Raw genomic sequence first — 26,172 nt, forward strand, 5'->3', positions numbered from 1 at the left:
CGCCGTTCCTTCTACTTCGCGGCTTCGAGTTTCGGCGCGACGAAGTGGATCTGATGCGCGAATTCGCGGCCGTTGGTGATGGTCAACTGTTTGAACCCCAGCATGTAGCAGAGGTCGAAAAAGGTGTAGTGCTGGTCCGGGTCGATATCCTGGAACAGCGGCGTGGCGCGCGTCAGCGCTGTCATGGCCGCCATCAGGGCGCGGGTGCGGTAGATGGTATCGTAAAACCCGTCGCGCACGCCGACGATGATGAGCTTTTCGGCCTCCGCGCCCTTGGCGAAGATCGCATAGGTCGGCGGGTAGGGGCGCGATGCGATTTCCTTGATGATGCCGTCGATGAAGGTCAGGCGGCGGCTGCGGCTGTTGCCGTCGAGCAGCGGCGCCCGGGCCTCGTAGTCTTCCATCACGTCCGGCGGCGGATAATAGTAGCCGACATGCTGGTCTTCGGCGCGAGCCACGCCCGCAGCCGCGACGAAAACAACGAAAATCGCAAGCAAAAACGACGGGCGCATCCGGTTTCTCCCAGGGGGCGACGGCCCATAAGGACGTGCTTCCGGCGGTCCTGTCAACGGTCGCGACACGAGGGGCGCACAAGCCGCCTTGACACGGACGCGGCGGGCGGGTTGCTTGGCCTGCGAAACTGCCCGCGACGAGGAAACGTAGCCGTGTCCCGCCAACCCGTTATCGTCGGTGTCAGCGATGCGCCGACCCATGAGCGCGGCCGCGCCCTGCCCGGTACGCACGTGCTCAACATGCAGCGCGACTGCGCCAACGAGGCCCTGGCGGAGGCCGGTCTGACCATGGCCGATGTCGATGGCCTGGCGGTGGCGGGCATGTGGGGCATGCCGGGGCCGGGCGCCATGCAGCCGAACCTGCTGACCGAATATCTGGGCATCCGCTTTCCGAAATGGCTGGACGGCACCAATGTCGGCGGGTCGGCCTTCGTGCTGCATGCGGGCCACGCCTACGAGATGATCAAGGCGGGCGTCTGCGACACGGTGCTGATCCTCTATGGCTCGATGCAGAAAAGCCAGGCGGCGCGCTCGCTGGGCGGCCGGCCGGCGCTGTTCTCGAACCAGTGGGACATGGTTTCGGGCCTGCCGTCGCCGGCCGGGGCCTATGCCATGGCCGCCAACCGGCACATGCACGACTACGGCTCCACGCGCGAGACGCTGGCGGAAATCGCGGTGGCGACGCGAGCCTGGGCCGGGCTGAACCCGAAGGCGGCGTTCCGCGACCCGATGAGCATCGACGACGTGCTGGGCGCGGCGCCGATCGTCGACCCGCTGGGCCGCTATGACTGCTGTCTGGTGACCGACGGCGGCGGTGCGGTGGTGATGACGACGGAGGAGCGCGCGCGCGACCTCAAGACCAAGCCGATCTATGTGCTGGGCCACGGCGAGAGCGCCAGCCACGTCAACATCAACTACATGCCGAACATGGCGCATCTGGAGGTGGCGGAGCACGCCTCGAAGCGGGCCTATGCCCAGGCGGGCCGCGGCCCCGACGCCATGGACATGGCCATGATCTATGACAGCTTCACCATCACGGTGCTGCTGACCATGGAGGCGCTGGGGCTCTGCGGCATCGGCGAGGGCAAGGATTTCGTCAAGGGCCAGCGCACCGCGCCGGGCGGCGAATTCCCGATGAACACCAATGGCGGCGGGCTTTCCTATTGCCACCCCGGCATGTACGGCATTTTCCTGCTGATCGAGGCGACGCGCCAGTTGCGCGGCGACGCCGGCGAGCGGCAGGTGCAGGGCCTGACCAACGCGGTCTGCCACGGCACCGGCGGCGTGCTGTCGTCGGGCGCGACCGTCGTGCTTTCCAACACCAGGGACTGAGGGAACCCCAGCAATGAGCTACAACAAGCCGGTTCCCGCCATCGACCCCGACAGCGCCCCTTATTGGGAGGGGGCCAAAGCCGGGAAGCTGATGATCCAGCGCTGCAAGGCGACGGGACAAGCCTTTCTGTATAGCCGCCAATTGGTGCCCGGCGTGGTCGAGAGCGAGGTGGAGTGGATCGAGGCCAGCGGCAAGGGCACGATCTATTCCTTCACCGTCGCGCGCCGGCCTGCGGGGCAGGCCTTCGCCGACGTGACGCCCTATGTCATCGTCTCGGTCGAGCTGGAGGAAGGGGCGCGTGTGATGAGCAATCTCGTCACCGACGATCCGGACAGCGTCGCCATCGGCCAGCCGGTCGAGGTGGTGTTCGACGCGGTGACGGACGACCTCACCATCCCCAAATTCAAGCGCATCTGAGCAGGCCGGGCGACACGGCGCAGCGGGCTCGGAGCCGCAAGCCGGGTTCGGCTCTCAATAAGGACAAGAAAGGGACCGTGCCCCGCATGTGGAAACGTATCGGCCATATCGCCGGCATTCTGGTTGGCATTGGCGTGTCTGCGGCGGCGGTCTGGGTGCTCTGGAAGCAGATCCAGGTGCTGAAATACGACGCGGTCGTGACGCAGTTCCACGACCTGTCGCTTTCGCGCATCCTGCTGGCGCTGGCCTGCACCGCAGGCGCCTATCTCACTCTATCCGTGTACGATTCGACCGCGTTCCGCTACATCAAGCGCGAGATGCGGTTTTTGCGCATCATGCTGGTCGCGTTCATCTCCTATGCCTTCAGCCACAATCTGGGCTTTGGCGCGGTAACGGGAAACTCGGTGCGCTACCGGTTTTTCAGCCAGTGGAAGGTGCCGCTGGTCGATATCGCCCGGGTGGTGGTGTTCGGCGGTACCGCCTATGTGCTGGGCATCGTCACCATTGCCGGCCTGTTGATCCTGCGGAATGCGCAGCATCTGGCGCTGGCGACGAACCTGCCGGTGTCGTCGGCCTATCTGATCGGCGTGGGCGCGGCTCTGGTCGGCAGCGTCTATCTGGTCTGGAGCGTGGCGAAATGGCCGACGATCAGCCTGAAGGGCGTGGAGTTGCCGCCGCCGGGGCTGGGCATCGTCACGGTGCAGTTCGCCGCCGCCGCGGTGGAGTGGGGGTTTGCCGCCGGGGCGCTGTTTTTCCTGCTGCCGGTGCATGGCGGGCTCGACTACTGGCATTTCATCGGCATTTTCGTGATCGCCTATGTCAGCGGCATGATCAGCCAGGTTCCGGGCGGGCTGGGCGTGTTCGAGGCGGTGCTGCTGCTGCTGCTGCCGGAGGATATCACCCGCGAGACCATCGTTGCCGCGGTGCTCACCTATCGCGCCGTGTATTTCCTGCTGCCGCTGCTGGTCGCCGCGGCGCTGATGGTGACGGCGGAGGTGACGATCCAGGGCCGGGTGGCGACCCGCTGGGCCTGGTGGCGCCGGCAGAAGCGGCGCGGGCGGGCGCAGAACGGGCAGACCGGCTGACGGCCCGGCTGATGGTCGCCGCAGCGACCGGCTGGCTTGTCGGGGCAAAGCCAGTCTATCATGTCGCCGCGCAGGACTTACGCACCGGAGAGGGGAGTGATCCGGCATGACGATGACGGTGTTGCAACCGGAGGGCTGGCCACGGCCGCCGGGGTTTTCCAACGGCACGGCCGCCGACGGCCGGCACGTGTTCGTGGCGGGGCAGGTGGGAATCGATCCGACCACCGGCACCATGGCCGATTCGTTTGCCGGTCAGTGCCGGCAGGCGCTGGCGAACGTGCTGGCGGTTCTGGCCGAAGCGGATGCCGGCCCGGAGCATGTGGCGAAGCTGACCTGGTTCGTCACCTCGATCGCGGCCTACCGCGAGGCGGGCCGGGCGCTGGGCGATGCCTGGAAGGCGACCATGGGCCGAAATTTTCCGGCCATCACGCTGGTGGAGGTGACCGCGCTGCTGGCCGAGGGCGCCATGGTGGAAATCGAGGCGCATGCGGTGATCGCCGCTTAAGACGTCATGTCGGGATTTTGGGGTTGCCCTTTGCGCAATCCCCACGAAAATACGGCAATGGTAACAGAACCGTGTGCGGAGCGAGAGTGATCTCTTGATCCGGACCGGGTTCCTGCGGATAAATGGAGCGAAATGCCAGTGAAGCACCGCCCTGAGGCAGCACCTAGGGAAACGACACGATGAACTCTTCCGCCAAGACTGCTTCGGATCAGACGGTTGGCAAGCCGGTGAGCGCCGGCCGGCCGACCCTGTCCAACACCGTGGCCCGCCGGTTTCTGAAAACCTGCGAGGGCATTGAAGTCGGCCATCTCACCGTGACGACGCCGGACGGCGAACGCTATCGGTTCGGCAATGGCGGCGGCCGCGAGGCGGAACTGGTGGTTCGCGACTGGGGCGCCATCTCGGCCCTGGCGGCGCGGGGCGATATCGGATTCGGCGAGGCCTATATCCAGGGGCTGTGGGACTCGTCCTCCATCGAGGACCTGACCTCGCTGGCGCTCGAAAACGAGGATGCGCTGGACAGCCACCTGCACGGCTCGCGCTGGAACCAGGCGCTGTTCCTGCTGACGGACCGGTTCCTGCGCCGCAATTCGCGCAAGGGCAGCAAGCGCAACATCCAGGCCCATTACGACGTCGGCAACGATTTCTACCGGCTGTGGCTCGACCCGACGCTGACCTATTCCAGCGCGCTCTATGCCAACCCGGACGCCTCGCTGGAGGAGGCGCAGACGCGCAAATACAACCGCCTGCTGGAGCAGACCGAGGGCACGGGCGAGTCGGTGCTGGAGATCGGCTGCGGCTGGGGCGGCTTTGCCGAGGCCGCGGCCGACCAGGGCCGCAACGTGACCGGCCTGACCATTTCGCCCTCGCAGCACGCCTTCGCGACCGAGCGGCTGGCGGGCAAGAGCGCCAATATCGCACTTTGCGACTATCGCGACGTGCGCGGCAAGTATGACAGCATCGTCTCGATCGAGATGATCGAGGCGGTGGGCGAGCGCTACTGGCCGGCCTATTTCGGGCAGATCAAGCAGCGTCTGGCCGACCATGGCCGCGCGGCGATCCAGGCGATCATTGTCGAGGACGAGCATTTCCCGGCCTATCGCTCGCGCTCGGACTTCATCCGCCACTACACCTTCCCCGGCGGCATGTTGCTGTCGCCCGGCAAGATTGCCGAGGAAGCGGCGCGGGCGAAAATGGCGGCGGAGAACGTGTTCCGCTTCGGCCAGGACTATGCGCGCACGCTGCGGGAATGGGTGGAGCGGTTCGAGGCGGCCGGGCCGAAGATCAAGGCGCTGGGCTATTCCGACGGCTTCATGCGCAGCTGGCGCTTTTACATGGAAATCTGCGCTGCCTCGTTCGCGGTGGGCCGCACCGACGTGATCCAGGTGGAATTGCGCCACGCCTGACGGGCGGGCGCGGGGCACCCGCGCCTCACTCCCATCCCGCCGGTTTTCCTGTTGCCTTTGGCTCTGCGCCATTCCCCGCCGCTCCCGCGGCGGCGGGAGCCCATGCCTGAGCGTATCTCACAGAGTCCGGGCTTTGAGGGGGCTCTCAGGCATGGGTCCCAAATCGAGTTTGGGACGGGGGAGGGCGCTCAGAGCCGCGCTTCGATGGCGTCCCAGATCAGGCGTTCGATATGGGTCTCGTCGAAACGGTTCATCTCCTGGATGCCGGTCGGCGAGGTGACGTTGATCTCGGTGATGTAGTCGCCGATCACGTCGATGCCGACGAAGATCAGCCCCTGGTCCCGCAGCGTCGGGCCGATGATCTCGCAGATTTCGCGTTCGCGCGGCGTCAGCAGGGTTTTGAGCGCGCGGCCGCCCACATGCATGTTCGCCCGCGCCTCGCCCTCCGCCGGCACCCGGTTGATGCCGCCGACGGCGACGCCGTCCACCAGGATCACCCGCTTGTCGCCCTTGCGCACGTCGGGCAGGTATTTTTGCACGATCACCGGTTCGCGGAACATCTGGGTGAAGAGTTCCAGCAGCGAGGTCAGGTTCTCGTCGCCCGGCGTGATGTGAAACACGCCGGCGCCGCCATTGCCGAACAGCGGCTTGACGATGATGTCCTTGTGCTCGCGCCGGAATTCCAGGATTTCCTTGCGGTCCGACGAGATCAGCGTCGGCGGCATGATGCCCGGGAAATGGGTGACGAACAGCTTTTCCGGCGCGTTGCGCACGCTGGTCGGATCGTTCACCACCAGGGTCTTCGGGTGGATGTGGTCGAGAATGTGGGTCGCGGTGATGTAAGACATGTCGAAGGGCGGGTCCTGGCGCATCAGCACCACCGCCGCCTCCGTCAGGTCGATGCAGCGCTCCTCGCCCATGGTGTAGTGGTCTTCCAGGTCATAGCGCACGGTCAGCGGATGGCCGCGGGCGATGACCTGGCCGTTTTTCAGCGACAGGCCGTTGGGCAGGTAGTGGAACAGTTCGTGCCCGCGCCGCTGCGCCTCCAGCGCCAGCATCAGCGAGCTGTCGCCTTTCACGTCGATCGAGTGAATCGGGTCCATCTGAATCGCGACGAGGGCCATGGGCGCTTGTCCTGTGCTTGGGGGTTCGGTGTTTGCGCCACACCATAGGCAGGATTGCATCCGGCGAGAAGGGGCCGAAATCACGGCGCCAGGGGTCGTGACGATCCAGGGCGGAAGCCGGTTCGTGCCACGGGTGACAGGGGGCCGGATTCGGACTATATGGTATACGTGCATCCCAAGGAGCCACCATGAGCAAACAGACCGCGATCCGCTTCCCGGACGAGACCTATGCGCGCTTGCAGGCGCTCGCGGCGAAAACCGGCCGCACCGCCAGCTACTATATCCGCGAGGCGGTGGAAGAGCATCTTGAGGACCTGGAGGATCGCTATGCGGCCGAGGCCGCGCTGATCGCGCACCGGCGCTCGGGCCAACCGGCGCTCAGCCTTGACGAGTTGGACGCTGAACTTGGCCTGGACGGTTGAGGTCACGCCCGCCGCTGCCAGGCAGATCAAGCGTCTTGGGGCGACCGGAGCTCACCGGGTCAGCCAATTCCTGCGCACCCGCATTGCCGGGAGCGATGACCCTCGCCAGTTTGGCAAGGCGCTGAAAGGCTCGGACCTGGGCGACCTCTGGCGCTATCGCGTTGGCGACTACCGCATCCTCTGTGAATTGCAGAACGAGGTGCTGACCGTTCTGGTCGTGGAGGTCGGGCACCGGCGCGAGGTGTATCGGTGAAAGGTCGCTTTGCGCTGACAGACGCCAATAACGCGGCTAGATTGCAGCCGAACGAGCCGAACGCGGAGCCGCTGCCCATGCCCTTGCTCGAAGTCGAGAACCTGACCGTGGTCTACCCGACGCGGACCGGCAAGTTCACGGCCGTGCGCGATGTCGGCTTCGCGGTGGAGCCGGGCGAGATCTTGGGCATTGTCGGCGAATCCGGTGCTGGCAAGTCGACCATCTCCACGGCGATCATGCGCCTGATCGACTATCCGGGCTATATCGAGAGCGGCCGCATCCGCCTGGACGGCACCGACCTGATGGCGCTCTCGGACGAGGCGATGCAACAGGTGCGCGGCAAGCGTATCGGCGTGATCTTCCAGGACCCGCTGACCGCGCTGAACCCGGTGCTGACCGTCGGCTTCCAGATCATGGAGACCGTGCGCCTGCATCTGGGCCTCACCGGCGACGCGCTGCGGGCGCGGGCGGTGGAGTTGCTGCGCCAGGTGGGCATTCCCGACCCGGAGCACCGGGTGAACCAGTATCCGCACCAGTTCTCCGGCGGCATGCGCCAGCGGGTGGTGATCGCGCTGGCGCTGGCGGGAGAGCCGGAACTGCTGCTGGCCGACGAGCCCACGACGGCGCTGGACGTTTCGATCCAGTCGGAAATTCTGGGGCTGATCCAGTCGCTCTGCCGCGAGCGGCAACTGGGCGTGGTGCTCATCACCCACGACATGGCGGTGATCAACGAGGTGACCGACCGGGTGGCGGTGATGCGGCACGGGCGCATGGTCGAGGTGGATACCACCGCCAACATCATCAACCGGCCGCAGCGCGACTACACCCAGAGCCTGATCGCCGCCGTGCCGCGCACCGACGTGAAGCTGGAACGCTTCGCCCTGGTCCATGCCGGCGCCGAGGCGGGGGAGACCGGCACCACCCAGGCGATGAGCCGGCAACTGACCTGGTTCGACGGGCTCACCCGCGCGGCGGATCGCGACGAGCCGCTGGTGACGGTCGAGAACCTGTCGGTGGAGTTCGTGAAGACCAAGGGCGTGCTGAAGCGCTGGAACACCTATTTCCGTGCGGTCAACAAGGTCTCGTTCGCGATCCGCCAGGGCGAGACCTTCGGGCTGGTGGGCGAGAGCGGCTCCGGCAAGTCGACCGTGGCCAAGATGATCGTCGGGTTGGAGACACCGCTGGAAGGGCGGATCGCCTATAACGGCCGCGACATCACCGGCCTCTCGCGCGACGCGCGGCTCAGGGCCGAATGCGTCGACATGCAGATCATCTTCCAGGACCCGTTTTCGAGCCTGAACCCGCGCATGCGGGTGCGGGACATCATCGCCGAGCCGGTGGTCCATCACGGCATGGCCGGGGCTACGGAAGCGCGCGACCTGGCGGAGCAGGTGTTGCAGCGGGTGGGCCTGGCCGTGGACGCGGGCGGCAAGTATCCGCACCAGTTCTCCGGCGGCCAGCGCCAGCGCATCTGCATCGCCCGCGCGCTGGTGATGCGGCCGCGCTTCCTGATCTGCGACGAGCCGACCAGCGCGCTCGACGTCTCGATCCAGGCCTCACTGCTGAACCTGCTGAAGGATTTGCAGGATGATCTGGGCCTGACCATGCTGTTCATCAGCCACGACCTGGCGGTGATCCGGCAGATGTGCGACCGCATCGCCGTGATGCGCTATGGCGAACTCTGCGAGGTGGCGGACAGCGAGACATTGTTCGAGCATCCGCGCCACGAATACACCCGGGAATTGCTGCGCCTCGCGCCGAAATTCAGCCGCGAGGTGGCGGCGTAGGGGTTGTTCCCCGGACGATGCGGAGCGCCGATCCGGGGTCGGCTAGCGGCGTGCGAACACCGGCAGTGGCGGTGTTCGAATGAAGACACCGATCCCGGCCCACCGCTCCGCGGCGGCCGGGAAACGGCGGCTTGTTTCCGGGGCCGCCTATTTCGGCGGCCGGCGGCCGCGCCATTCGGCGAGGCGGGCGACGACGCCGCGGAAGGAGCGCACCTCCTGCTCGGTCAGGCCGGCGCGGCGGAAGACGTTGTGCAGGTTTTTCTGCATGGTCGGGCGCAGGTTCGGCTCGCGATAGTATTCCGCCAGCGTCAGCTCGTGGTCGAGATGCTCCAGCAGGCCGTCGATTTCGGCCTGGGTGGCCGGTGTGCCCTCGCCGATTTCTAGGACGCCGGGCGGCGTTGCGTCGGCGGACGTGTACCATTCATAGCCGATCAGCAGCACCGCCTGGGCCAGGTTCAGGCTGGTGAAGGCGGGATTCAGCGGCACGGTGACGATGCCGTGAGCGCGCATCACGTCCTCGTTGACCAGGCCGGAACGCTCCGCCCCGAACAGGATGCCGACCCGTTCGCCGCGGGCCATGGCCGCGCGCATGTCGCCGGCGAGGCCGCGGGGCGTGAACACGGGCTTGACCATGTCGCGCCGGCGCGCGGTGGTGGCATAGAGGCGGTCGATGTCGGCCACGGCCTCGGCGGTGGTGGCGAACACGCGGGCCTTGTCCAGCACCACGTCGGCGCCGGAGGCGGCCGCCACGGCCTTTTCGCTGGGCCAGCCGTCGCGGGGGGCGACCAGGCGCAGGTCGGCCAGACCGCAATTCCACATGGCGCGGGCCGTGGTGCCGATGTTCTCGCCCAGCTGCGGGTGGACGAGGACGACGGCAGGGCCGGGGGCGTCGGTCGCCGGTTGGGTGTGGTCGGTGCCGGCCATGGCTTTACGTCCGTCGTGGCGAGACGGCGGAGCGGGCGACGCAATCCACGGGAGCCGCGGCTCGGCACAATGGCCGGTCTGGATTGCCACGCCCTTCGGGCTCGCAATGACGGCGAAGGGAGGGGATGAAGCGGCTCACAGCGCCGCCACGCCCTTCTGGAACAGCAGATAGGTGACGGCGTCATAGAGCGCCTCGTAGGAGGCGTTGATGATGTTGCCGCTGACGCCGACCGTGGTCCAGCGCTCGTCGTCGCCGTCGGCGGTCTCGATCAGCACGCGGGTGACCGCGGCCGTGCCGTCGGTGGGGGCGAGGATGCGGACCTTGTAGTCGACCAGACGCATGCCTTGCAGCGGCTTGTAGTGCGGCACCAGCACCTTGCGCAGCGCCGCGTCGAGGGCGTTCACCGGGCCGTTGCCCTCGGCGACGGTCATGGACTGGTGGCCGCCGACGGTCACCTTCACGGTCGCTTCGGAGAGGGTGATCAGGTCGCCCTTGGCGTTCACCCGCCGCTCGTCGATGACGCGGAAGCTGTCGAGTTGGAAATACTCCGGCACATCGCCCACCAGCCGGTGCGCCAGCAGCGCGAAGCTGGCGGCGGCGCCGTCATAGGCATAGCCCTGGAACTCGCGCTCCTTCACCTCTTCCACCAGCCGCGCGACGCGGGGGTCGTTGGCGGCGATCTCGATGCCCATGTCGCGGAAATTGGAGAGGATGTTGGCCCGGCCGGACTGATCGGAGACCACGATCTGGCGCCGGTTGCCGACCAGTGCCGGGTCGATGTGCTCGTAGAGGCTGGGATCCTTCTCCACCGCCGAGACGTGCAGGCCGGCCTTGTGGGCGAAGGCGCTGGCGCCGACATAGGGCGCGTGCCGGTTCGGGGCGCGGTTCAGGCGCTCTTCCAGCATGTGGCTGACCTCGGGCAGCTTGGTCAGCGCCTCGCGGGTGACGCCGGTTTCGAAGCCCTTTTTCAGGATCAGGGTCGGCAGCAGCGAGATCAGGTTGGCGTTGCCGCAACGCTCGCCGAGGCCGTTGATCGTGCCCTGCACCTGGCGGCAGCCGGCCTCGATCGCGGCCAGCGAGTTGGCGACGGCGTTTTCGGTGTCGTTGTGGGTGTGGATGCCGAGCCGGTCGCCGGGGATATGGCCGGCGACGGCGGTGACGATGCGGTGCACCTCGTCCGGCAGCGCGCCGCCATTGGTGTCGCACAGCACCACCCAGCGCGCGCCGGCCTCATAGGCCGCCTGGATCGCCTGGAGGGCGTAGGCGGGGTTGGCCTTGTAGCCGTCGAAAAAGTGCTCGGCGTCGAACAGGGCTTCCTTGCCGCGGCGGACGATCTCGGCGATGGAATCGCGGATCATGTCCAGGTTCTCGTCCAGGTCGACGCCGAGGGCGGTCTGGGCGTGGCGGTCATGGGTCTTGCCGACCAGACAGATGGTCTCGACCTTGCTGCGCAGCGTCACCGCCAGGCCCGGATCGTTGGCCGCCGAGCGGCCGCCGCGCCGTGTCATGCCGAACGCGGTGAGCCGGGCGTTGTGCAGCGCCGGCGGCTGGGCGAAGAAGGTGTCGTCGGTCGGGTTGGCGCCGGGCCAACCGCCCTCGACATAGTCGATGCCGAGCTGATCGAGCGCGCGGGCAATGGCAATCTTGTCGGACACGCCGAAATCGACCCCCTGGGTCTGATTGCCGTCGCGCAGCGTCGTGTCGAATATGTACAGGCGGTCGGTCATCGTGTTTCTCCATCCTCCCCAGTCCGTCATTGCGAGGAGTCCCGGGCTTGATCCGGGGCGACGAAGCAATCCAGGGCAGCGCCTATGCGCACAGCCGGTATGGCTGGATTGCTTCGCCTAGCGGCTCGCAATGACGGGGTTATGCGGATTTTTCCATAAGACCAAGGGCCACACTCAGCCCTGCTTGAGGCGTTCGAGCGCCTTGGCACGGCCGATGAGCGGCAGCAGCGCCGCCATTTCCGGGCCGTGCTCGCGGCCGGTGAGCGCGAGGCGGAGCGGGCGGAACAGCGCCTTGCCCTTGCGGCCCGTTGCGGCCTTGAGGGCGTTGGTCCAGGCCTTCCAGGTGGTGGCGTCCCAGGGTTCCTGCGGCAGGGCGGCGGCGGCTTCGGCGATATAGTCCGGCTCTTCGATTGCCGGCGCGACCGTGCCGGCCCAGACCGCCTGCCAGGCGGCAAAATCGGCGAGAGTCTCCAGATTGCCGCGCACGGCGAGCCATTGCGCCTCGCTCGCGCCGGCGGGGAGGCGGGCCTGCACCGCGGCGAAGGGCTGGGTCGCCAGGATGCCGTGGTTCAGGCGCTGCAACTCGGCCGGATCGAATTTCGGCGTGGCGCGGCCGAAGCGGGAGAGGTCGAACGTCTCGACCAGGGCGTCGAGGCTGGCGACCGCCTCCACCGGGTCGGGCGTGCCCAGGCGTGCGAGCAGGCTGTTGACCGCCATCGCCTCGATCCCCTGCGCGCGCAGGTCGCGCAGCGACAGCGAGCCCTCGCGCTTCGAAAGGCCCTCGCCCTGGGCGCCGGTCAGGAGCGGCAGGTGGGCGAAGGTCATGGCCGCCGGGTCGCCGCCGAGCGCGGCGATGATCTGCACCTGCACGGCGGTGTTGGAGACATGATCCTCGCCACGCAACACGTGGGTCACGCCCTCGTCCACGTCGTCGACGCAGGAGGAAAACGTGTAGAGCGGCCGGCCGTCCTCGCGCAGCAACACCGGGTCGGTGAGGTGGGCGGTTTCGAAGCGGACCGGGCCGCGCACCGCGTCTTCCCAGACGATGTCGGCATCGTCGAGCCGGAAGCGCCAGTGCGGCCGGCGGCCTTCGGCCTCGTAGGCGGCTTTTTGCGCGTCGGTGAGGGACAAGGCGGCGCGGTCGTATTTCGGCGGCAGGCCCTGAGCCAGTTGCGTCTTGCGCTTCAGGCCCAGTTCTTCCGGCGTCTCGTAGCAGGGGTAGAGGCGGCCGGCGGCTTTCAGGTGTTCGAACGCCTCGTCATAGCGCGCCATGCGGTCGATCTGGCGGAAGCTGCGGTCCCAGGCGAGGCCGAGCCAGGTCATATCCTCGCGAATGGCCTCCGCGAACGCGTCGGTCGAGCGCTCGGTGTCGGTGTCGTCGAGGCGCAGGATGAACACGCCGCCGGCCTTGCGGGCCAGCAGCCAGTTCAACAGCGCGACGCGCGCATTGCCCACATGCAGATAGCCGGTGGGCGAGGGGGCGAAACGGCAGACCAGGGTCACGAGGCGGCCACCCGTCGGAAGGCGTTGGTGATGGGATAGCGCCGGTCGCGGCCGAAATTGCGGCTGGAGATCTTCACGCCGGGCGGGGCCTGGCGCCGCTTGTACTCGGCAATGTCCAGCAGGCGCCAGATGCGCTTGACCGTGGCCTCGTCATGGCCGCGGGCGACGACTTCCTCGACGCGCATTTCGTTCTCGATGAAGCAGAACAGGATGTCGTCCAGATGGTCGTAGGGCGGCAGCGAGTCCTCGTCCTTCTGGTCCGGGCGCAGTTCGGCCGATGGCGGCTTGGTGATGATATTCCAGGGGATGACCACGCCGTCGGCGCCCAGCGCCGTGGCCGGCTTGTGCTGGTTGCGCCAGCGGGAAATGGCGAACACCGTGGTCTTGTAGATGTCCTTCAACACATTGTAGCCGCCGCACATGTCGCCATAGAGCGTGGCATAGCCGACCGACATCTCGGACTTGTTGCCGGTGGACAGCACCATGTGGCCAAACTTGTTCGAAAGCGCCATCAGGGTGATGCCGCGGGCGCGGGCCTGGATGTTTTCTTCCGTCGTGTCCGGCTTGGTGCCGGCAAACGCGGTGGCCAGCATCTGGTCGAACGCGGCCATGGCCGGGCCGATGGCGATGGTGTCGTATTTCATCCCCAGCGCATCGACCACGCCCTGGGCGTCGTCGAGGGATTCCTGGCTGGTATAGGGCGAGGGCATCATCACGCAATGCACCCGGTCCGCGCCCAGCGCATCGACGGCGATGGCGGCCGACAAGGCCGAGTCGATGCCGCCCGAAAGGCCGATCAGCACGCCCGGAAAGCCGTTCTTGTTGACATAGTCGCGCAGCGCCAGCATGGCGGCCTGATAGACCTGCTCGGACCGGTCGCGCTCGGCCACGATCTCGCCCTGGGCGCAGCGCCAGCCGCCGTCGGCCTGGCGGGTCCAGTCGGTGACGACGACCTGGTCGCGCCAGCTGTCCATCTGCACCGCCAACGTGCGGTCGGCATTGACGACGAAGCTGGCGCCGTCGAAGGCCAGTTCGTCCTGGCCGCCGACCTGGTTGACATAGGCCATGGGCAGGCCGCTCTCGGAGACGCGGGCGATGACGTGGTTCAGGCGCACGTCCGGCTTGTCGACTTCGAAGGGGGAGCCGTTCGGCACCAGCAGGATTTCGGCGCCGGATTCCTCCAGGCACTCGACCACGGCTTCGCCCCAGATATCCTCGCAGATCGGCACGCCCAGGCGGACGTCGCGGAAGTTCACCGGTCCCGGCATCGGGCCGGGCGTGAACACGCGCTTTTCGTCGAAGACGCCGTAGTTCGGCAGGTCGGCCTTGAAGCGAACCGCCCGGATTTCGCCGCCGTCGGCCAGCAGCACCGCGTTGTAGAGTTGGTGCTCCGTCACCCAGGGGGTCGTGAGCAACAGCGCGGGGCCGCCATCCGCGGTTTCCCTGGCGAGGGCTTCGGCCGCCGCGCGGCAGGCGTCCTGGAAGGCCGGCTTGAGAACCAGGTCCTCCGGCGGATAGCCGGCCAGCACCAGTTCGCCATAGACGACGAGGTCGGCGCCCTGGGCCGCGGCATCGGCGCGGGCGGCGCGGACCTTGTCGGCATTGCCGGGAACGTCGCCCACGACCGGGTTGATCTGGGCAAGCGCGATGCGGAGACTGTCGGTCATGGCGTTCTAATCCGCTCCATGGGCGGCGCGCTGGCGCAACAGGAATTCGCGGCCGACTTTGACGCTGGGCTTGCCGTCATACTCGATAATGTCGGCGGTGGCATAGGTTTCGCCCCAGCGCTCCGGCAGGAAGGAGCCGGTGCCGATCAGGTCGACCGGCGTGTTGGCGACGGCGAAGGCCCGGCATTTCTCCACGCCGAAGCCGGAGGATGCGACGATCCGGGCCTTGGGGAAGCCGGCCTCGTCCAGCCGCTCGCGCAGGTGCCAGACCGCGGCGGCGGAGACGCCGGTGCCGTTCAGATAGCGCAGTTCCGACTCGCTGCGGAACTGGCGGATGGCTTCCGGCGCGTTGCGGTCGAGCACGGCATAGGAGGTCTGGGTGTCCAGCCCTTCCACATAGCGGCCGCCGTGGGTGTCGAGCCGGAAGGCGAGCCGGCCCGCGGCGGCCAGCTCGGGAAAGGCGCGGCAGACCGCGAGCGAGTCGCTGACTTCCTGGCCGTAATAGTCCACCAGCACGGTCAGATTGTCGTCCGGGTGGGTCGCGTGGAACATCTGCGCGGCCTTCAGGGTCGAGCCCGCATAGCCGATCAGGGCGTGCGGCATGGTGCCGAAGCCGACCGGCTGGCCGAAATAATGCGCCGTCGCATCGGTGGCGTTGCCGACAAAGCCGACCGCGCCCACCTCCCGCTTGGCCGCCGCCGAGCCGACGCTGGCGGCATAGGCCATCAGGTCGGCCATGTCGGTGCCGGCGCAGTGGCGGGCGTCCATGGCCAGGAAGGCGGCCCGGGGCAGGGCCTTGCACATCTCGTAGGCGTTGTAGGCGGCGACGCAGGCCGCGCCCAGTTTCTGGAGATAGAGGGTTTCCAGATCGACCAGATGGAACAGCGAGCCGGAGAGATACATCAGCGGCTCGCCCGCCCCGACCCATTCGCCCTCGGCGTGGGTCAGTTCGATCTCGAAGCGCACGCCACGGCTGGCAGCGATGGCCTGGAGCCATTCGACCGCAAGCCGCGGGCAACACACCACCGGTCGGCGCATGAACACCGCATAGGTCACGGCCACGTCGCCGAACCCGCCGACCACGGCCTTGGTCTTGCGGAAATAGGCGTCCGTGTACCGCGGAACCTCGTCCACGGTCGGGCGAACGGTTGCGCCGTTCGCAGGCTTCAACGCGCTCACCGGCAACCCCCTTGGCGAGGTCAGGCGCGTGCCGCCATCGGCACGGTACCGTAGCGCCGCTCTTCCTTCAGTTGCTCGGCCAGCAGGAAGGCCAGCTCCAGCGACTGGGAGGCGTTGAGGCGCGGGTCGCAATGGGTGTGGTAGCGGTCGGCCAGCGTTTTCTCGCTGATCGCCTGCGCACCGCCCAGGCATTCGGTCACGTTCTGGCCGGTCATCTCGATATGGACGCCGCCCGGATGCGTGCCTTCGGCCCGGTGCACGGCGAAGAAGCCGCGCACTTCCGACAGCACCCGGTCGAACGGCCGGGTCTTGAAGCCGCCGGCGGTGATGGTGTTGCCGTGCATCGGATCGCAGGACCAGACCACTTTGCGGCCCTCGCGCTCGACGGCGCGGATCAGCGGCGGCAGGTGCTCCTCCACCTTGTCCGCGCCCATGCGCGCGATCAGGGTCAGGCGGCCGGCCTCGTTGTGCGGGTTCAGGGCATCGATCAGGCGCAGCAGGTCGTCCGGCTCCAGGCTGGGGCCGCACTTCAGGCCGAGGGGGTTCTTGACGCCGCTCAGGAATTCCACATGGGCGCCGTCCGCCTGGCGGGTGCGGTCGCCGATCCAGAGCATGTGGGCGGAGCAGTCGTACCAGTCGCCGGACGTGCTGTCGACGCGGGTCAGCGGCTCCTCGTAGGACAGCAGCAGCGCCTCGTGGCTGGTGTAGAACGAGGTCTCGCGGATCTGCGGCGTCGTCGCGCTGGTCAGGCCGCAGGCGGCCATGAAGTCCAGGGTTTCCGACAGCCGGTCGGCCAGTTCCTGATAGCGCGCCGATTGTGGGCTCTGGCTGACGAAGTCCAGATTCCACTGGTGCACCTTGTGCAGGTCGGCATAGCCGCCCTGGGCGAAGGCGCGCAGCAGGTTCAGCGTGGCGCTGGCCTGGCTGTAGCTTTGCAGCATGCGCTGCGGGTCGGGCGTGCGCTCGGCCTCGGTGAACTCCATGCCGTTGATGATGTCGCCGCGATAGCTGGGCAAGGTCACATCGCCCTGCGTCTCCACATCGGACGAGCGCGGCTTGGCGTACTGGCCGGCCATGCGGCCGACCTTCACCACCGGCATGGCGGCGCCATAGGTCAGCACCACCGCCATTTGCAACAGCACGCGGAAGCTGTCGCGGATCTTGTCGGCCCCGAACTCGGCAAAGCTCTCGGCGCAATCGCCGCCCTGCAGCAGGAATGCCTTGCCCTCGGCCACCTCGGCCAGGGCCGCTTTCAGGTTGCGCGCCTCTCCGGCGAAGACCAGGGGCGGCATGGCGCGGAGCGTGCTTTCCGCGGCGGCCAGCGCTTCGGCGTTGGGATAGTCCGGCACCTGCCGAATCGGCTTCGTGCGCCAGCTCGCAGGGCTCCAGGACGTAGACATCGGACCACTCTCTAAAGTGAAAAACAGTGACAGGGCGTCCCATATAGGACTCTCGCCGGCCCTTGGCCAGTGGAGATACCAACACAGGGGCAATCCGGCAACTATTGCAGCGTGTCGGCGGCGGCGTCCGCGCTCTCGCGGTAATGCGGCGCGAGGCTGAGATTGGCCTCGTCGAAGGCGATGGATTTGATGACGGCATAGACCGACCGCCCCGGCCGCAGGTCCAGCCGGCTGACCGAGCGGCGGGTGAGACGGGCGGTCAGTTCGGCATCGCCGGCGGCAAGGCGCACCTCCACCACCGGGCCGTGCGGCGCGCCGATCTCGCGGATGGTGGCCGCCAGGACGTTGAGGGCGCTGAGGCCGTGCGGTTGCTCGACCGCCAGCATCACGTCCCGCGCCCGCACCCGCACCCGCACCGGCGTCCCCACCGGCCGGTGCACGCGCGGCACGGTCAGCATGCCGCCGGCGGCGGCAAGGGCGGTCAGGCCGAAGGCGTCGTCGTGCTCGCGGATCACCGCTTTCAGCACCGCGCCGGCCTCCGCCTCGTCCGCGCCGGGGGTGAGGTCGGGGTGGCTGAGCACGTCGCTGGGGCGGCCGACGCCCGTTACCCTGCCGTCGGCCATGGTGACGACGGTGGTGGCGAGCCGCGCCACCTCCGCCACCGAATGGCTGACATAGACGATGGGCAGGCGCAGCTCGTCGCGCAGGCGTTCGATATAGGGCAGGATTTCCGCCTTGCGCGCCTCGTCGAGCGCCGCCAGCGGCTCGTCCATCAGCAGCAGGCGGGGCGAGGCCAGCAGCGCCCGGCCGATGGCGACGCGCTGCTTCTCGCCGCCGCTGAGGCGGGCCGGGCTGCGATCCAGCAGCGGGGCGATGCCGAGCAGGTCGACCACGTCGTCCAGGCGGGTGTAGCGCTCCGCCCCGGGGGTGAACCAGTGGCCGTAGAGCAGGTTGCGGCGCACGGTCAGGTGCGGGAACAACCGGCCCTCCTGAAACACATAGCCGACGCGCCGGCGGTGGGCCGGCACGAACAGGCGTCGCGCAGTGTCCACCAGCGGTTCGCCGTCGATGGCGATCCGGCCCTGGTCCGGGCGGGCAAGCCCGGCGATCAGGGCGATCAGCGACGACTTGCCGGCGCCGGAGCGGCCGAACAGCGCCGTCAGCCGTCCGGCGCTCTCGAACCGGGCTTCCAGGCGAAAATCGCCCTGGCGGTGGCGGATGTCGACCGAGAGGCTCATGCGGTCTGGCCGATGCCGCGGGCGATGCGGCGCGAGAGGGCGTTGGAGACCAGCAGCGCCGCGAGCGACAGCGCCACCGCGATCAGGGTGAGGCGCAGCGCCTGGGCGTCGCCGCCCGGAACCTGGGTGAAGGTGTAGATCGCGCTCGGCAGGGTCTGGGTCTCGCCCGGAATGTTGGAGACGAAGGTGATGGTGGCGCCGAACTCGCCCATGGCGCGGGCGAAGCTGAGGATCATGCCGGCGGCGATGCCGGGGGCGATCAGCGGCAGGGTCACGGTCAGGAACACCCAGAGCGGCGGCGCGCCCAGCGTGCCCGCGGCCTCCTCCAGGCGCCGGTCGACCGCCTCCAGCGACAGGCGGATGGCCCGGACCATCAAGGGAAAGCCCATGATGGCGCAGGCGAGCGCCGCGCCGGTCCAGCGGAAGGCGAAGACGATGCCGAAATGCTCGGCCAGGAAGCCGCCGAGCGGCCCGGCGCGCCCGAACAGCAGCAGCAGCGCATAGCCGGTGACGACCGGCGGCAGGATCAGGGGCAGATGGACCAGCCCGTCCAGCACCTCCCGGCCCCAGAACCGGCCGCGCGCCAGGGCATAGGCGGCGGCGATGCCGAATGGCAGGCTCGCCCCCGTGGCCCAGAGCGCGACCTTGAGCGAGAGCAGGACGGCCGTCCGCTCTTCGGCCGAAAGGATGAACCAGTCGGTCATGCCGCGGCTCTAGCGCACGAAGGTGAAGCCCTGGTCCAGGAAATACTGCCCGCCTTCCCCGGAACTGAGAAAGGCCAGCAACTCCGCGGCAGCGGCGGCGTTCGCGGCGGCGCTCAGCACGGCGCCGGGATAGACGATGGGGTCGTGGCTGTCGGCCGGGAAGGCGTCGATCACCTGCACCCGCGGCTCCGCGTTGGCGTCGGTGGCGTAGACGATGCCGAGCGGCGCCTCGCCCCGGGCCACAAGGGCGAGGGCGGCGCGCACGTCCTGAGCCTGGGCCAGGTGCAGTTCCACCTGCTCCCAGAGCCCGAGCTTGGTCAGGGCCTGTTTGGCATAGAGGCCGGCCGGCACCGCCAGCGTGTTCGCCACGGCCAGATGGCCGTCGCCGAGCGCCTCCATCAACGTGCTGGCCGAGGAGAGGGTCGCACGGGCCTCGCTCGCCTTCGGCGCGATCAGCACGAGCTGGTTGCCGAACAAATCCCGGCGCGAGGCGGTATCCAGCAGACGCCGGTCCTCCAGATAATCCATCCAGCGGGTGTTGGCGGACAGGAACAGGTCGGCCGGCGCGCCGCTCTCGATCTGCCGGGCGAGGGATGAACTGCCGGCATAGGCGATGCGGGTCGCATGGCCGGTGCGCTTGCTCCAGGCGGCCGCGGCGGCATCCAGCGCGGTTTTCAGGCTGGCGGCGGCAAAGACGGTGACCGTGGACGGCTCCGCGGCGGCGCGTGCCGACCGCAACGGGGTCGCCATGACCGTCGCTGCGATGACGCCGGCACAGAGGGAGAGGACAGTGCGGCGCAACATCGGTCTGGAAAGGGACATGGCGGGCCTCGGAAGTGGATATGTATAAGAGGATATATCGCGGGGTTTGCCGGCGCGGTCAAGCGTTATGGTTGTTTGGGAATATCGCGGGTCAGGGCCTGCAAGGCGGCGATCTCCGTCGCACCCGCCGTGCGGGCTTCGCCCTCCAGCCGGCGGTAGGCGGCAAGCACGGCCTGGCCGGTGGGGGTCAGCCGGGCGCCACCGCCCTGTTCGCCGCCGCGGCTGCTGATCACCACGGGCTCCCGGAACATGGCGTTCATGGTCTCGACCAGGGTCCAGGCGCGCTTGTAACTCATCTTCATGCGCCGGCCCGCGGCAGCGATCGAGCCGGTCTCGTGGATGAAGTCCAGCAGATCGGCCTTGCCGGGCCCCAGCATGCCGATCTCGCCGAAGACCACGCGGATCCGCACTTTGGGTTCGCCGCCGCTCGTTCTCTCTGCCATGGTGTTACCTGCCTGAGCCCCGCGCATGCCGGAGCGATTGTCACGTCATCGGGCCGATGCGACACGGCCCATCGCCCGTTCGTTGCCGAAGGACTGTAGCCATGATCATCAACCACCGCACCTACACCATCACGCCGCGCAAGATGAAACCCTATCTGGAGCTGGTGGAGAGCCTGGCGCTGCCGATCATGTTGCGGCACGGGTTCGAACTGGCGGGCTATTACGTGGTCAAGCACGGTCCGTTGAATCAGGTGGTCCACCTCTGGAAGTACGACAGTCTGGCCGATCTGGAGGCGAAGCGCGCCTCGCGCGATGCCGATCCGGCCTGGGCCGATTATCTGGCCCGGACCGAGGGGATGGTGCAGCACCAGGAAGACCGAATTATGGCGCCGGCGGCGTTCTCGCCGGACGCGGACTAGGACGGGAGCGCGCTGCCATGTCCACCGCGCCCCGGTATTCCATCGACCCCGCCGCCTTCTGGGCCGACCCCTATCCGGACCTGGCCCGCATGCGGGCGGAAGCGCCGATCCTCTTCGTACCGGAACTGAACGCCACCCTGTTCCTGAGGCGCGACGACATTTACGCGTGCGAGAAGAACATCGCCGTGTTCTCGTCCGACCAGCCGGGCGGGCTGATGAACGTGCTGATGGGCCAGAACATGATGCGCAAGGACGGCGAGGCGCACCAGGCCGAGCGGCGCGTGTTCTTTCCCGCCGTCTCGCCCAAGGCGGTGCGCGAGGTCTGGCGTGCCGGGTTCGAGCGGGAAACCGCGGCCATTCTCGACCGGCTGGCGCCGCGGGGCGAGGCGGATCTGGTGCGCGACTATGCGCTGCCGGTGTCGGGCGAGGCGCTGAAGCTGCTGACCGGGCTCACCAACATCACCTTCCAGGAAATGGATGCCTGGAGCCAGGCGATGATCGACGGCATTGCCAATTACGCCGGCGATCCGGCGGTGGAGGCGCGCTGCCATGCGGCGACAGCCGCCATCGACGCGGCCATCGACGCGCGCCTGCCGGCGGTGGAGGCGACACCGGACTCCAGCCTGCTGTCGGTCATGCTGCGGGGCGGGCTGTCGCTGGCGCAGACGCGGGCGAATATCAAGCTCGCCATTTCCGGCGGCCAGAACGAGCCGCGCGATGCCATTGCCGGCTGCATTTACGCGCTGCTGACCCATCCCGAGCAACTGGCCCTGATCCGCGACGGCCGGGCGACCTGGCGCGCCGCCTTCGCCGAGTATTGCCGCTGGGTCGCGCCCATCGGCATGACGCCGCGGCGGGTGGCGCAGGCGTTCGACTATGCCGGGGTGGCGTTCGAGCCGGAGGAGCGCGTGTTCTTCATGTTCGGCTCCGCCAACCGGGACGAGGCGCATTTTGCCGAGCCCGACCGCTTCGACCTGACCCGGGACACCCGGGCCAGCATCCCGTTCGGCGCGGGGCCGCATTTCTGTGCCGGTGCGGCGGCGTCGCACACCCTGGTGGCGGAGGTGGCGCTGCCGCTGGCGTTCGAGCGGCTGCGGGGCCTGCGGTTGCCGGAGCCCGAGGCGGTGCGCTTCGGCGGCTGGGCATTCCGCGGGCCGATCGCCCTGCCGGCGGTGTGGCAGGGATAGGGGAAACCGGCCGGCCTAAGCCCGCCTCAGAGGCCGCTGTTCCCCGGACGGTGCAGAGCGCCGATCCGGGGCCGGCCGCGGCGTGCGAACACCGGCGGCGGCGGTGTTCGAAGGATGACACCGGTCCCGGCCCACCGCTCCGCGGCGGCCGGGATACACCGGCTCCGGTGCGTCTTCATGCTGAGTCGGCCGCCGGGTCAGCCCCAGCGGGCGGCGGCCGCGTCGTCCGCCTCGCGGGCGTCGACCCAGTGCTCGCGGCCGTCGGCGGTTTCCTCGCACTTCCAGAACGGCGCCTTGGTCTTGAGCCAGTCCATCAGGAATTCCGCGCTCTCGAACGCCGCCTGGCGGTGGCTGGCGGCGGTGACGACCAGGACGATGGGCTCGCCCACGGTCATGCGGCCATAGCGGTGGATCACCAGCGAGGCCTCCAACTGCCAGCGCTGGCGAGCCTCGGCCTCGATCTGTTCCAGCATGCGCTCGGTCATGCCGGGATAATGTTCCAGCGTCATGGCGACGACGCCGGATTCGGTCGAGAAATCGCGGACATAGCCCGTAAAACTGGCGACGCCGCCAATGGCGGTGTTGCCGGCCACGAGGGCCTCGATCTCGGCCCCGGTGTCGAATCGCTCGGCCTGGACGCGCACGGCCATGGCTCAGCCCCCCGTTACCGGCGGGAAGAAGGCGATCTCGGCGCCGGCGGGGATCGGCGTCGCCGGATCGACGAATTCCTGGTTGATGGCCGCGCGCACGCAGGCAAGGTCGGCGAACGCCTCCGCATGGCCGGGGCTTTGCTGGCTGAGCCAGCGGGCGAGGTCGGCGACGGTGACGACCGAGGCCGGTGGGTCCACGGCCTCGCGGCCGGTGCCGATCTTGGCGCGGACCCAGGCGAAATAGAGCACGTTCATCGGGGCTCGTCCCTTTCAGCCAGCGCGGCGAGGCCGCGGCGCGAATAATCCCAGGCGCTGATCAGGCTCAGCAACAGCGCCGGCGCCAGGGCCAGTTCCGCCAGCCAGCCGAGCCGCAGCCCGGCCCAGGCATCGGCGAACACCAGCAGCAGGCCGGCAAACTGGAATGTGGTTTTCCATTTGGCGGCTCGCGTGGCGCTTAGCAAGGCCGAGCGTTCGCCCAGCCCCTCGCGCAGACCGCCGACCCAGATTTCCCGCAGCAGCAATAGCAGTGCGATGGCCACGCCGACGGGGCCGAACAGGCCGATCTGGATGGCCAGCACGAGCAGGCTCGCCAGGATCAGCTTGTCGGCGACGGAGTCCAGCACCTGGCCGACGCGCGAGGTCACGCCCCAGGCCCGCGCCAGCTTGCCGTCGAGAAAGTCGGTGGCCGCGGCAATGGCGAGGACCAGCAAGGCCACGCCGGCCGCGGTCGCCTGCGCGCTCGCCAGCACGGCAAGGGGGACGAACGCCGCGGCGACGCGGAGCGCGGTCAGCAGGTTGGGGATATGGCGGTGCACAACGACCTTTACCACGTCGTCATTGCGAGCCCGCCCCGGCGGGCGCGGCAATCCAGGCAGCGGCTCGAAACGCCGAACCGCTGCTGGATTGCTTCGTCGCCTGCGGCTCCTCGCAATGACGAGAAAGAGATGCGGGGATGCTCACAAAGAGGAACCGGCCCTCAAACGCTCATGCAGACGTATTTGGTCTCGAGATAGTCCTCGATGCCGTATTTCGAGCCCTCGCGGCCGAGCCCGCTTTCCTTCATGCCGCCGAAGGGGGCGACGGTGGTCGAGATCAGGCCGGTGTTGACGCCGACAATGCCGTATTCCAGCGCCTCCGACACGCGCCAGATGCGGGCCATGTCCTTGGAGTAGAAATAGCTGGCCAGGCCGAATTCGGTGGCGTTGGCCATCTGCACCGCCTGTTCCTCGGTCTCGAATTGGAACACGGGGGCGAGCGGGCCGAAGGTCTCGTCGCGGGCGACCAGCATTTCCTGGGTCACGCCGGCGACGACGGTGGGCTCGAAGAAGGTGCCGCCGAGGGCGTGGCGATGGCCGCCGAGGACGATGCGCGCGCCCTTGCCGACGGCGTCGCCGATATGCTCCTCCATCTTGTCGACGGCGTCCTGGTTGATCAGCGGGCCGATCAGGACGCCGGGCTCCATGCCGTTGCCGACCGGCAGCTTCTGCACCGCGGCGGTCAGCTTCTCGACAAAGGCGTCATAGACGCCGGCCTGCACATAGAGCCGGTTGGTGCAGACGCAGGTCTGGCCGGCATTGCGGTATTTCGAGGCGATGGCGCCCTCGACCGCGGCGTCCAGGTCGGCGTCGTCGAACACCAGGAAGGGCGCGTTGCCGCCCAGTTCCATCGAGACCTTCTTCACCGTGTCGGCGGTCTGCTTCATCAGCACCTTGCCGACCGGGGTGGAGCCGGTGAAGGTCACCTTGCGCACGATCGGGTTGGTGCACATCTCGGTGCCGACCTTGCCCGAATTCTTGCCGGCGCAGGTGACGACGCTGAAAATGCCGGCCGGGATGCCCGCCCGCTCGCCCAGTTCGGCGATGGCGAGCGCGCTGAAGGGGGTGGCCGAGGCCGGCTTCGCCACCATCGGGCAGCCGGCGGCCAGCGCCGGGCCGGCCTTGCGGGTGATCATGGCGTTGGGGAAGTTCCAGGGGGTGATGGCACAGCACACGCCCACCGGCTCCTTCAGCACGACGATGCGCTTGTCGGCCTGGTGGGCCGGAATCACGTCGCCATAGACGCGGCGGGCTTCCTCGCCGAACCATTCGATGAAGCTGGCGCCATAGGCGATCTCGCCCTTGGCTTCCAGGAAGGGCTTGCCCTGTTCCAGCGTCATGATCTTGGCGAGGTCGTCGGCGTTTTCCATCATCAGGTCGGCCCAGCGCCGCAGGATGTCCGCGCGCTCCTTGGCCGTCTTGGCACGCCAGGCCGGCCAGGCGGCGTTGGCGGCCTCGATGGCGCGGCGGGTCTCGTCCGGCCCGCAATTCGGCACCGACCCCAGCACCGCGTTATCCGCCGGGTTGGTGACGGCCGCGGTCTCGCCGCTGTCTGCGTCCACCCACTGGCCGGCGATATAGGCTTGCTGGCGGAACAGCTTCGGATCTTTCAGGTCCATGGGGAAGGCTCCCTTCAAAAGCGTGACGGGCGGAGACGCGATCTGTTCGGCTATATAAGCCTTTGCGGGGTGGGAGGCCAGCCGGCGCGGGCGTCAATTGCGTTGCAACAATCGCAAAGCCGTGCGCACGGGCTCGGTGGGCGCGCTGGCGGTGATCGCATAGACGGGCTGGGCGATACGGGGGGCGCCGGGCAGTGCGCGCACCACCCCCTGTTCGAGCGCACCGGCCAGTGTGCGCAGCGGCAGGTAGGCGCTGGCGGGCGTCGACAGCAGATAGGCGAGCGACAGGCTGCCGATATTGAGGATCAGGTCCGGCACATAGCCATCCGGCCAGGCGCGGGCATGCTCGGCCTGAAAGGCCGGTCCCCAGTCGATATAGACATAAGGCACGTCCTCCGTCTCCGGCGGCGCGCTGGAGACCAACAGCAGTTCGTCGTCGAACAGATGGGTGACCGCGAGGCCGGCGACGGTTTCCGGCCGGTAATGCAGGGCCAGGTCGAGCGTGCCGTTGACGATGCGGGCGGCGATTTCCGCCGGGTTCGCCAGCTCGCCGCGAATGACCGTCTCCGGCAGCGCCTCGCGCAGGCGCGGCAGCGCCGGCAGCAACACGCCTTCCCAGAGCGTCGCCGGGCCGGCGACGGTCAGGAGGCCGTGCATGTTCTGCGGCAGGCTGACCGCGAGTTGCGCCTGGTTCCAGGCGCGCAGCATCGCCTCCGCGTGGCGCTGCAACTGCCGGCCGGCCGGGGTGAGCTTGGCCCCTTGCTTGCCCCGGTCGAAGACGCGGGTGCCCAGGGTCTGCTCCAGCGTGCGGATGCGGCTGCTGACGGTGGACTGGGTCACGAACAGCCGTTCGGCCGCCGCGGCAAAGCTGTGGGTTTCGATGATGGTCAGAAAGGTGCGGATCGTGGCGATGTCCATGCGTCCCTGATATCGGAATTTTCGATATCAGATGCACCAAAATTCGTTACCTGATTCGATTGCCGTACGATAATGTTCCATATGTCGCGCTGGAGACGGTGGCAAGAAATTG

Annotated in this window: 27 protein-coding genes; 10 read left to right on the plus strand and 17 right to left on the minus strand. The window is 68.1% G+C overall.

The features are described 5' to 3' along the window. Positions 1-11 precede the first annotated feature (11 nt). Complete coding sequence (locus H6844_09230; protein ID MCB9929582.1) at positions 12-512, minus strand: molybdopterin-guanine dinucleotide biosynthesis protein A; 501 nt, start codon at positions 510-512, stop codon at positions 12-14. Between H6844_09230 and H6844_09235 the strand changes: the two genes are divergently transcribed. The 5 genes from H6844_09235 to H6844_09255 all read left to right on the plus strand — a co-directional run bounded on the left by H6844_09235 (position 435) and on the right by H6844_09255 (position 5,258). After that, positions 435-1,844: a thiolase gene (locus H6844_09235; GenBank protein ID MCB9929583.1), complete on the plus strand. Its 1,410-nt coding sequence runs from the start codon at positions 435-437 to the stop codon at positions 1,842-1,844. The two genes, H6844_09230 and H6844_09235, sit on opposite strands and share 78 nt — an antisense overlap. A 13-nt stretch (positions 1,845-1,857) precedes the next feature. After that, positions 1,858-2,262, plus strand: a complete 405-nt coding sequence (locus H6844_09240; protein MCB9929584.1) for a Zn-ribbon domain-containing OB-fold protein — start codon at positions 1,858-1,860, stop codon at positions 2,260-2,262. Between the two features lie 86 nt (positions 2,263-2,348). Continuing rightward, positions 2,349-3,347, plus strand: coding sequence for a UPF0104 family protein (locus H6844_09245; protein MCB9929585.1), 999 nt, complete (start codon positions 2,349-2,351; stop codon positions 3,345-3,347). Positions 3,348-3,459: 112 nt separating this feature from the next. Continuing rightward, positions 3,460-3,852, plus strand: coding sequence for a RidA family protein (locus H6844_09250; protein ID MCB9929586.1), 393 nt, complete (start codon positions 3,460-3,462; stop codon positions 3,850-3,852). Positions 3,853-4,031: 179 nt separating this feature from the next. Then, positions 4,032-5,258, plus strand: coding sequence for a class I SAM-dependent methyltransferase (locus tag H6844_09255; GenBank protein MCB9929587.1), 1,227 nt, complete (start codon positions 4,032-4,034; stop codon positions 5,256-5,258). Positions 5,259-5,446: 188 nt separating this feature from the next. Here the strand turns inward: H6844_09255 and gshB are convergent, their stop codons facing one another. Then, on the minus strand, positions 5,447-6,382 hold the full coding sequence (gshB, locus tag H6844_09260) for a glutathione synthase (protein MCB9929588.1): 936 nt from the start codon (positions 6,380-6,382) through the stop codon (positions 5,447-5,449). Positions 6,383-6,570: 188 nt separating this feature from the next. On the opposite strand from gshB, the gene H6844_09265 reads away from it, so the two are divergent. From H6844_09265 to H6844_09275, 3 genes are all read left to right on the plus strand, one after another. Beyond that, positions 6,571-6,804: a ribbon-helix-helix protein, CopG family gene (locus tag H6844_09265; GenBank protein ID MCB9929589.1), complete on the plus strand. Its 234-nt coding sequence runs from the start codon at positions 6,571-6,573 to the stop codon at positions 6,802-6,804. Next, positions 6,788-7,057 (plus strand): type II toxin-antitoxin system RelE/ParE family toxin, encoded by a 270-nt coding sequence (locus H6844_09270; protein ID MCB9929590.1) that lies wholly within the window; start codon positions 6,788-6,790, stop codon positions 7,055-7,057. Before H6844_09265 ends, H6844_09270 begins: the two co-directional genes overlap by 17 nt. Before the next feature lie 77 nt (positions 7,058-7,134). Next, positions 7,135-8,844 (plus strand): ABC transporter ATP-binding protein, encoded by a 1,710-nt coding sequence (locus H6844_09275; GenBank protein ID MCB9929591.1) that lies wholly within the window; start codon positions 7,135-7,137, stop codon positions 8,842-8,844. A gap of 147 nt (positions 8,845-8,991) precedes the next feature. Here the strand turns inward: H6844_09275 and H6844_09280 are convergent, their stop codons facing one another. From H6844_09280 to H6844_09325, 10 genes are all read right to left on the minus strand, one after another. Then, the gene (locus tag H6844_09280; protein ID MCB9929592.1) at positions 8,992-9,768 is read right to left on the minus strand and encodes an RNA methyltransferase; all 777 of its coding nucleotides are present in this window, start codon (positions 9,766-9,768) and stop codon (positions 8,992-8,994) included. A 135-nt stretch (positions 9,769-9,903) separates the two neighbouring features. Continuing rightward, on the minus strand, positions 9,904-11,496 hold the full coding sequence (locus H6844_09285) for a citramalate synthase (protein ID MCB9929593.1): 1,593 nt from the start codon (positions 11,494-11,496) through the stop codon (positions 9,904-9,906). Positions 11,497-11,670: 174 nt separating this feature from the next. Beyond that, positions 11,671-12,999, minus strand: a complete 1,329-nt coding sequence (locus H6844_09290) for a glutamate--tRNA ligase (GenBank protein MCB9929594.1) — start codon at positions 12,997-12,999, stop codon at positions 11,671-11,673. Then, positions 12,996-14,666, minus strand: coding sequence for an NAD+ synthase (locus tag H6844_09295; protein ID MCB9929595.1), 1,671 nt, complete (start codon positions 14,664-14,666; stop codon positions 12,996-12,998). The genes H6844_09290 and H6844_09295 overlap by 4 nt, the downstream gene beginning before the upstream one ends. 6 nt (positions 14,667-14,672) lie before the next feature. Then, entirely contained in the window at positions 14,673-15,845 is a 1,173-nt protein-coding gene (locus H6844_09300; GenBank protein ID MCB9929596.1) for a nicotinate phosphoribosyltransferase, read from the minus strand. A 20-nt stretch (positions 15,846-15,865) separates the two neighbouring features. Beyond that, positions 15,866-17,245 carry a 3-deoxy-7-phosphoheptulonate synthase class II gene (locus tag H6844_09305; protein MCB9929597.1) on the minus strand — a complete coding sequence of 460 codons (1,380 nt, stop codon included), beginning with the start codon at positions 17,243-17,245 and terminating at the stop codon, positions 15,866-15,868. 101 nt (positions 17,246-17,346) lie between these two features. After that, the gene (gene modC / locus H6844_09310; GenBank protein MCB9929598.1) at positions 17,347-18,483 is read right to left on the minus strand and encodes a molybdenum ABC transporter ATP-binding protein; all 1,137 of its coding nucleotides are present in this window, start codon (positions 18,481-18,483) and stop codon (positions 17,347-17,349) included. Then, positions 18,480-19,187 (minus strand): molybdate ABC transporter permease subunit, encoded by a 708-nt coding sequence (gene modB, locus H6844_09315; GenBank protein MCB9929599.1) that lies wholly within the window; start codon positions 19,185-19,187, stop codon positions 18,480-18,482. The genes modC and modB overlap by 4 nt, the downstream gene beginning before the upstream one ends. A gap of 9 nt (positions 19,188-19,196) precedes the next feature. Beyond that, positions 19,197-20,009 carry a molybdate ABC transporter substrate-binding protein gene (gene modA, locus H6844_09320; protein MCB9929600.1) on the minus strand — a complete coding sequence of 271 codons (813 nt, stop codon included), beginning with the start codon at positions 20,007-20,009 and terminating at the stop codon, positions 19,197-19,199. 65 nt (positions 20,010-20,074) lie between these two features. Then, the gene (locus H6844_09325; GenBank protein ID MCB9929601.1) at positions 20,075-20,452 is read right to left on the minus strand and encodes a winged helix-turn-helix domain-containing protein; all 378 of its coding nucleotides are present in this window, start codon (positions 20,450-20,452) and stop codon (positions 20,075-20,077) included. Between the two features lie 101 nt (positions 20,453-20,553). On the opposite strand from H6844_09325, the gene H6844_09330 reads away from it, so the two are divergent. Together H6844_09330 and H6844_09335 are read left to right on the plus strand one after the other, a co-directional pair. Further along, on the plus strand, positions 20,554-20,871 hold the full coding sequence (locus H6844_09330; protein MCB9929602.1) for an NIPSNAP family protein: 318 nt from the start codon (positions 20,554-20,556) through the stop codon (positions 20,869-20,871). 17 nt (positions 20,872-20,888) lie between these two features. After that, a complete protein-coding gene (locus H6844_09335; protein ID MCB9929603.1) occupies positions 20,889-22,058 on the plus strand; it encodes a cytochrome P450 in 1,170 nt (389 codons plus the stop codon). A gap of 197 nt (positions 22,059-22,255) precedes the next feature. On the opposite strand, the gene H6844_09340 is transcribed toward H6844_09335, so the two are convergent. The 5 genes from H6844_09340 to H6844_09360 all read right to left on the minus strand — a co-directional run bounded on the left by H6844_09340 (position 22,256) and on the right by H6844_09360 (position 26,060). Further along, entirely contained in the window at positions 22,256-22,708 is a 453-nt protein-coding gene (locus H6844_09340) for a molybdenum cofactor biosynthesis protein MoaE (protein ID MCB9929604.1), read from the minus strand. A gap of 3 nt (positions 22,709-22,711) precedes the next feature. Next, positions 22,712-22,963, minus strand: coding sequence for a molybdopterin converting factor subunit 1 (moaD, locus tag H6844_09345; GenBank protein MCB9929605.1), 252 nt, complete (start codon positions 22,961-22,963; stop codon positions 22,712-22,714). Continuing rightward, positions 22,960-23,538, minus strand: coding sequence for a CDP-alcohol phosphatidyltransferase family protein (locus tag H6844_09350; protein MCB9929606.1), 579 nt, complete (start codon positions 23,536-23,538; stop codon positions 22,960-22,962). The genes moaD and H6844_09350 overlap by 4 nt, the downstream gene beginning before the upstream one ends. Positions 23,539-23,684: 146 nt before the next feature. Beyond that, complete coding sequence (gene gabD / locus H6844_09355) at positions 23,685-25,142, minus strand: NADP-dependent succinate-semialdehyde dehydrogenase (protein ID MCB9929607.1); 1,458 nt, start codon at positions 25,140-25,142, stop codon at positions 23,685-23,687. A 93-nt stretch (positions 25,143-25,235) separates the two neighbouring features. Beyond that, entirely contained in the window at positions 25,236-26,060 is an 825-nt protein-coding gene (locus H6844_09360) for a LysR family transcriptional regulator (protein ID MCB9929608.1), read from the minus strand. Positions 26,061-26,172 lie beyond the last annotated feature (112 nt).

This window comes from Alphaproteobacteria bacterium, assembly GCA_020638555.1.
Classification (GTDB): Bacteria; Pseudomonadota; Alphaproteobacteria; order Bin95; family Bin95; genus JACKII01.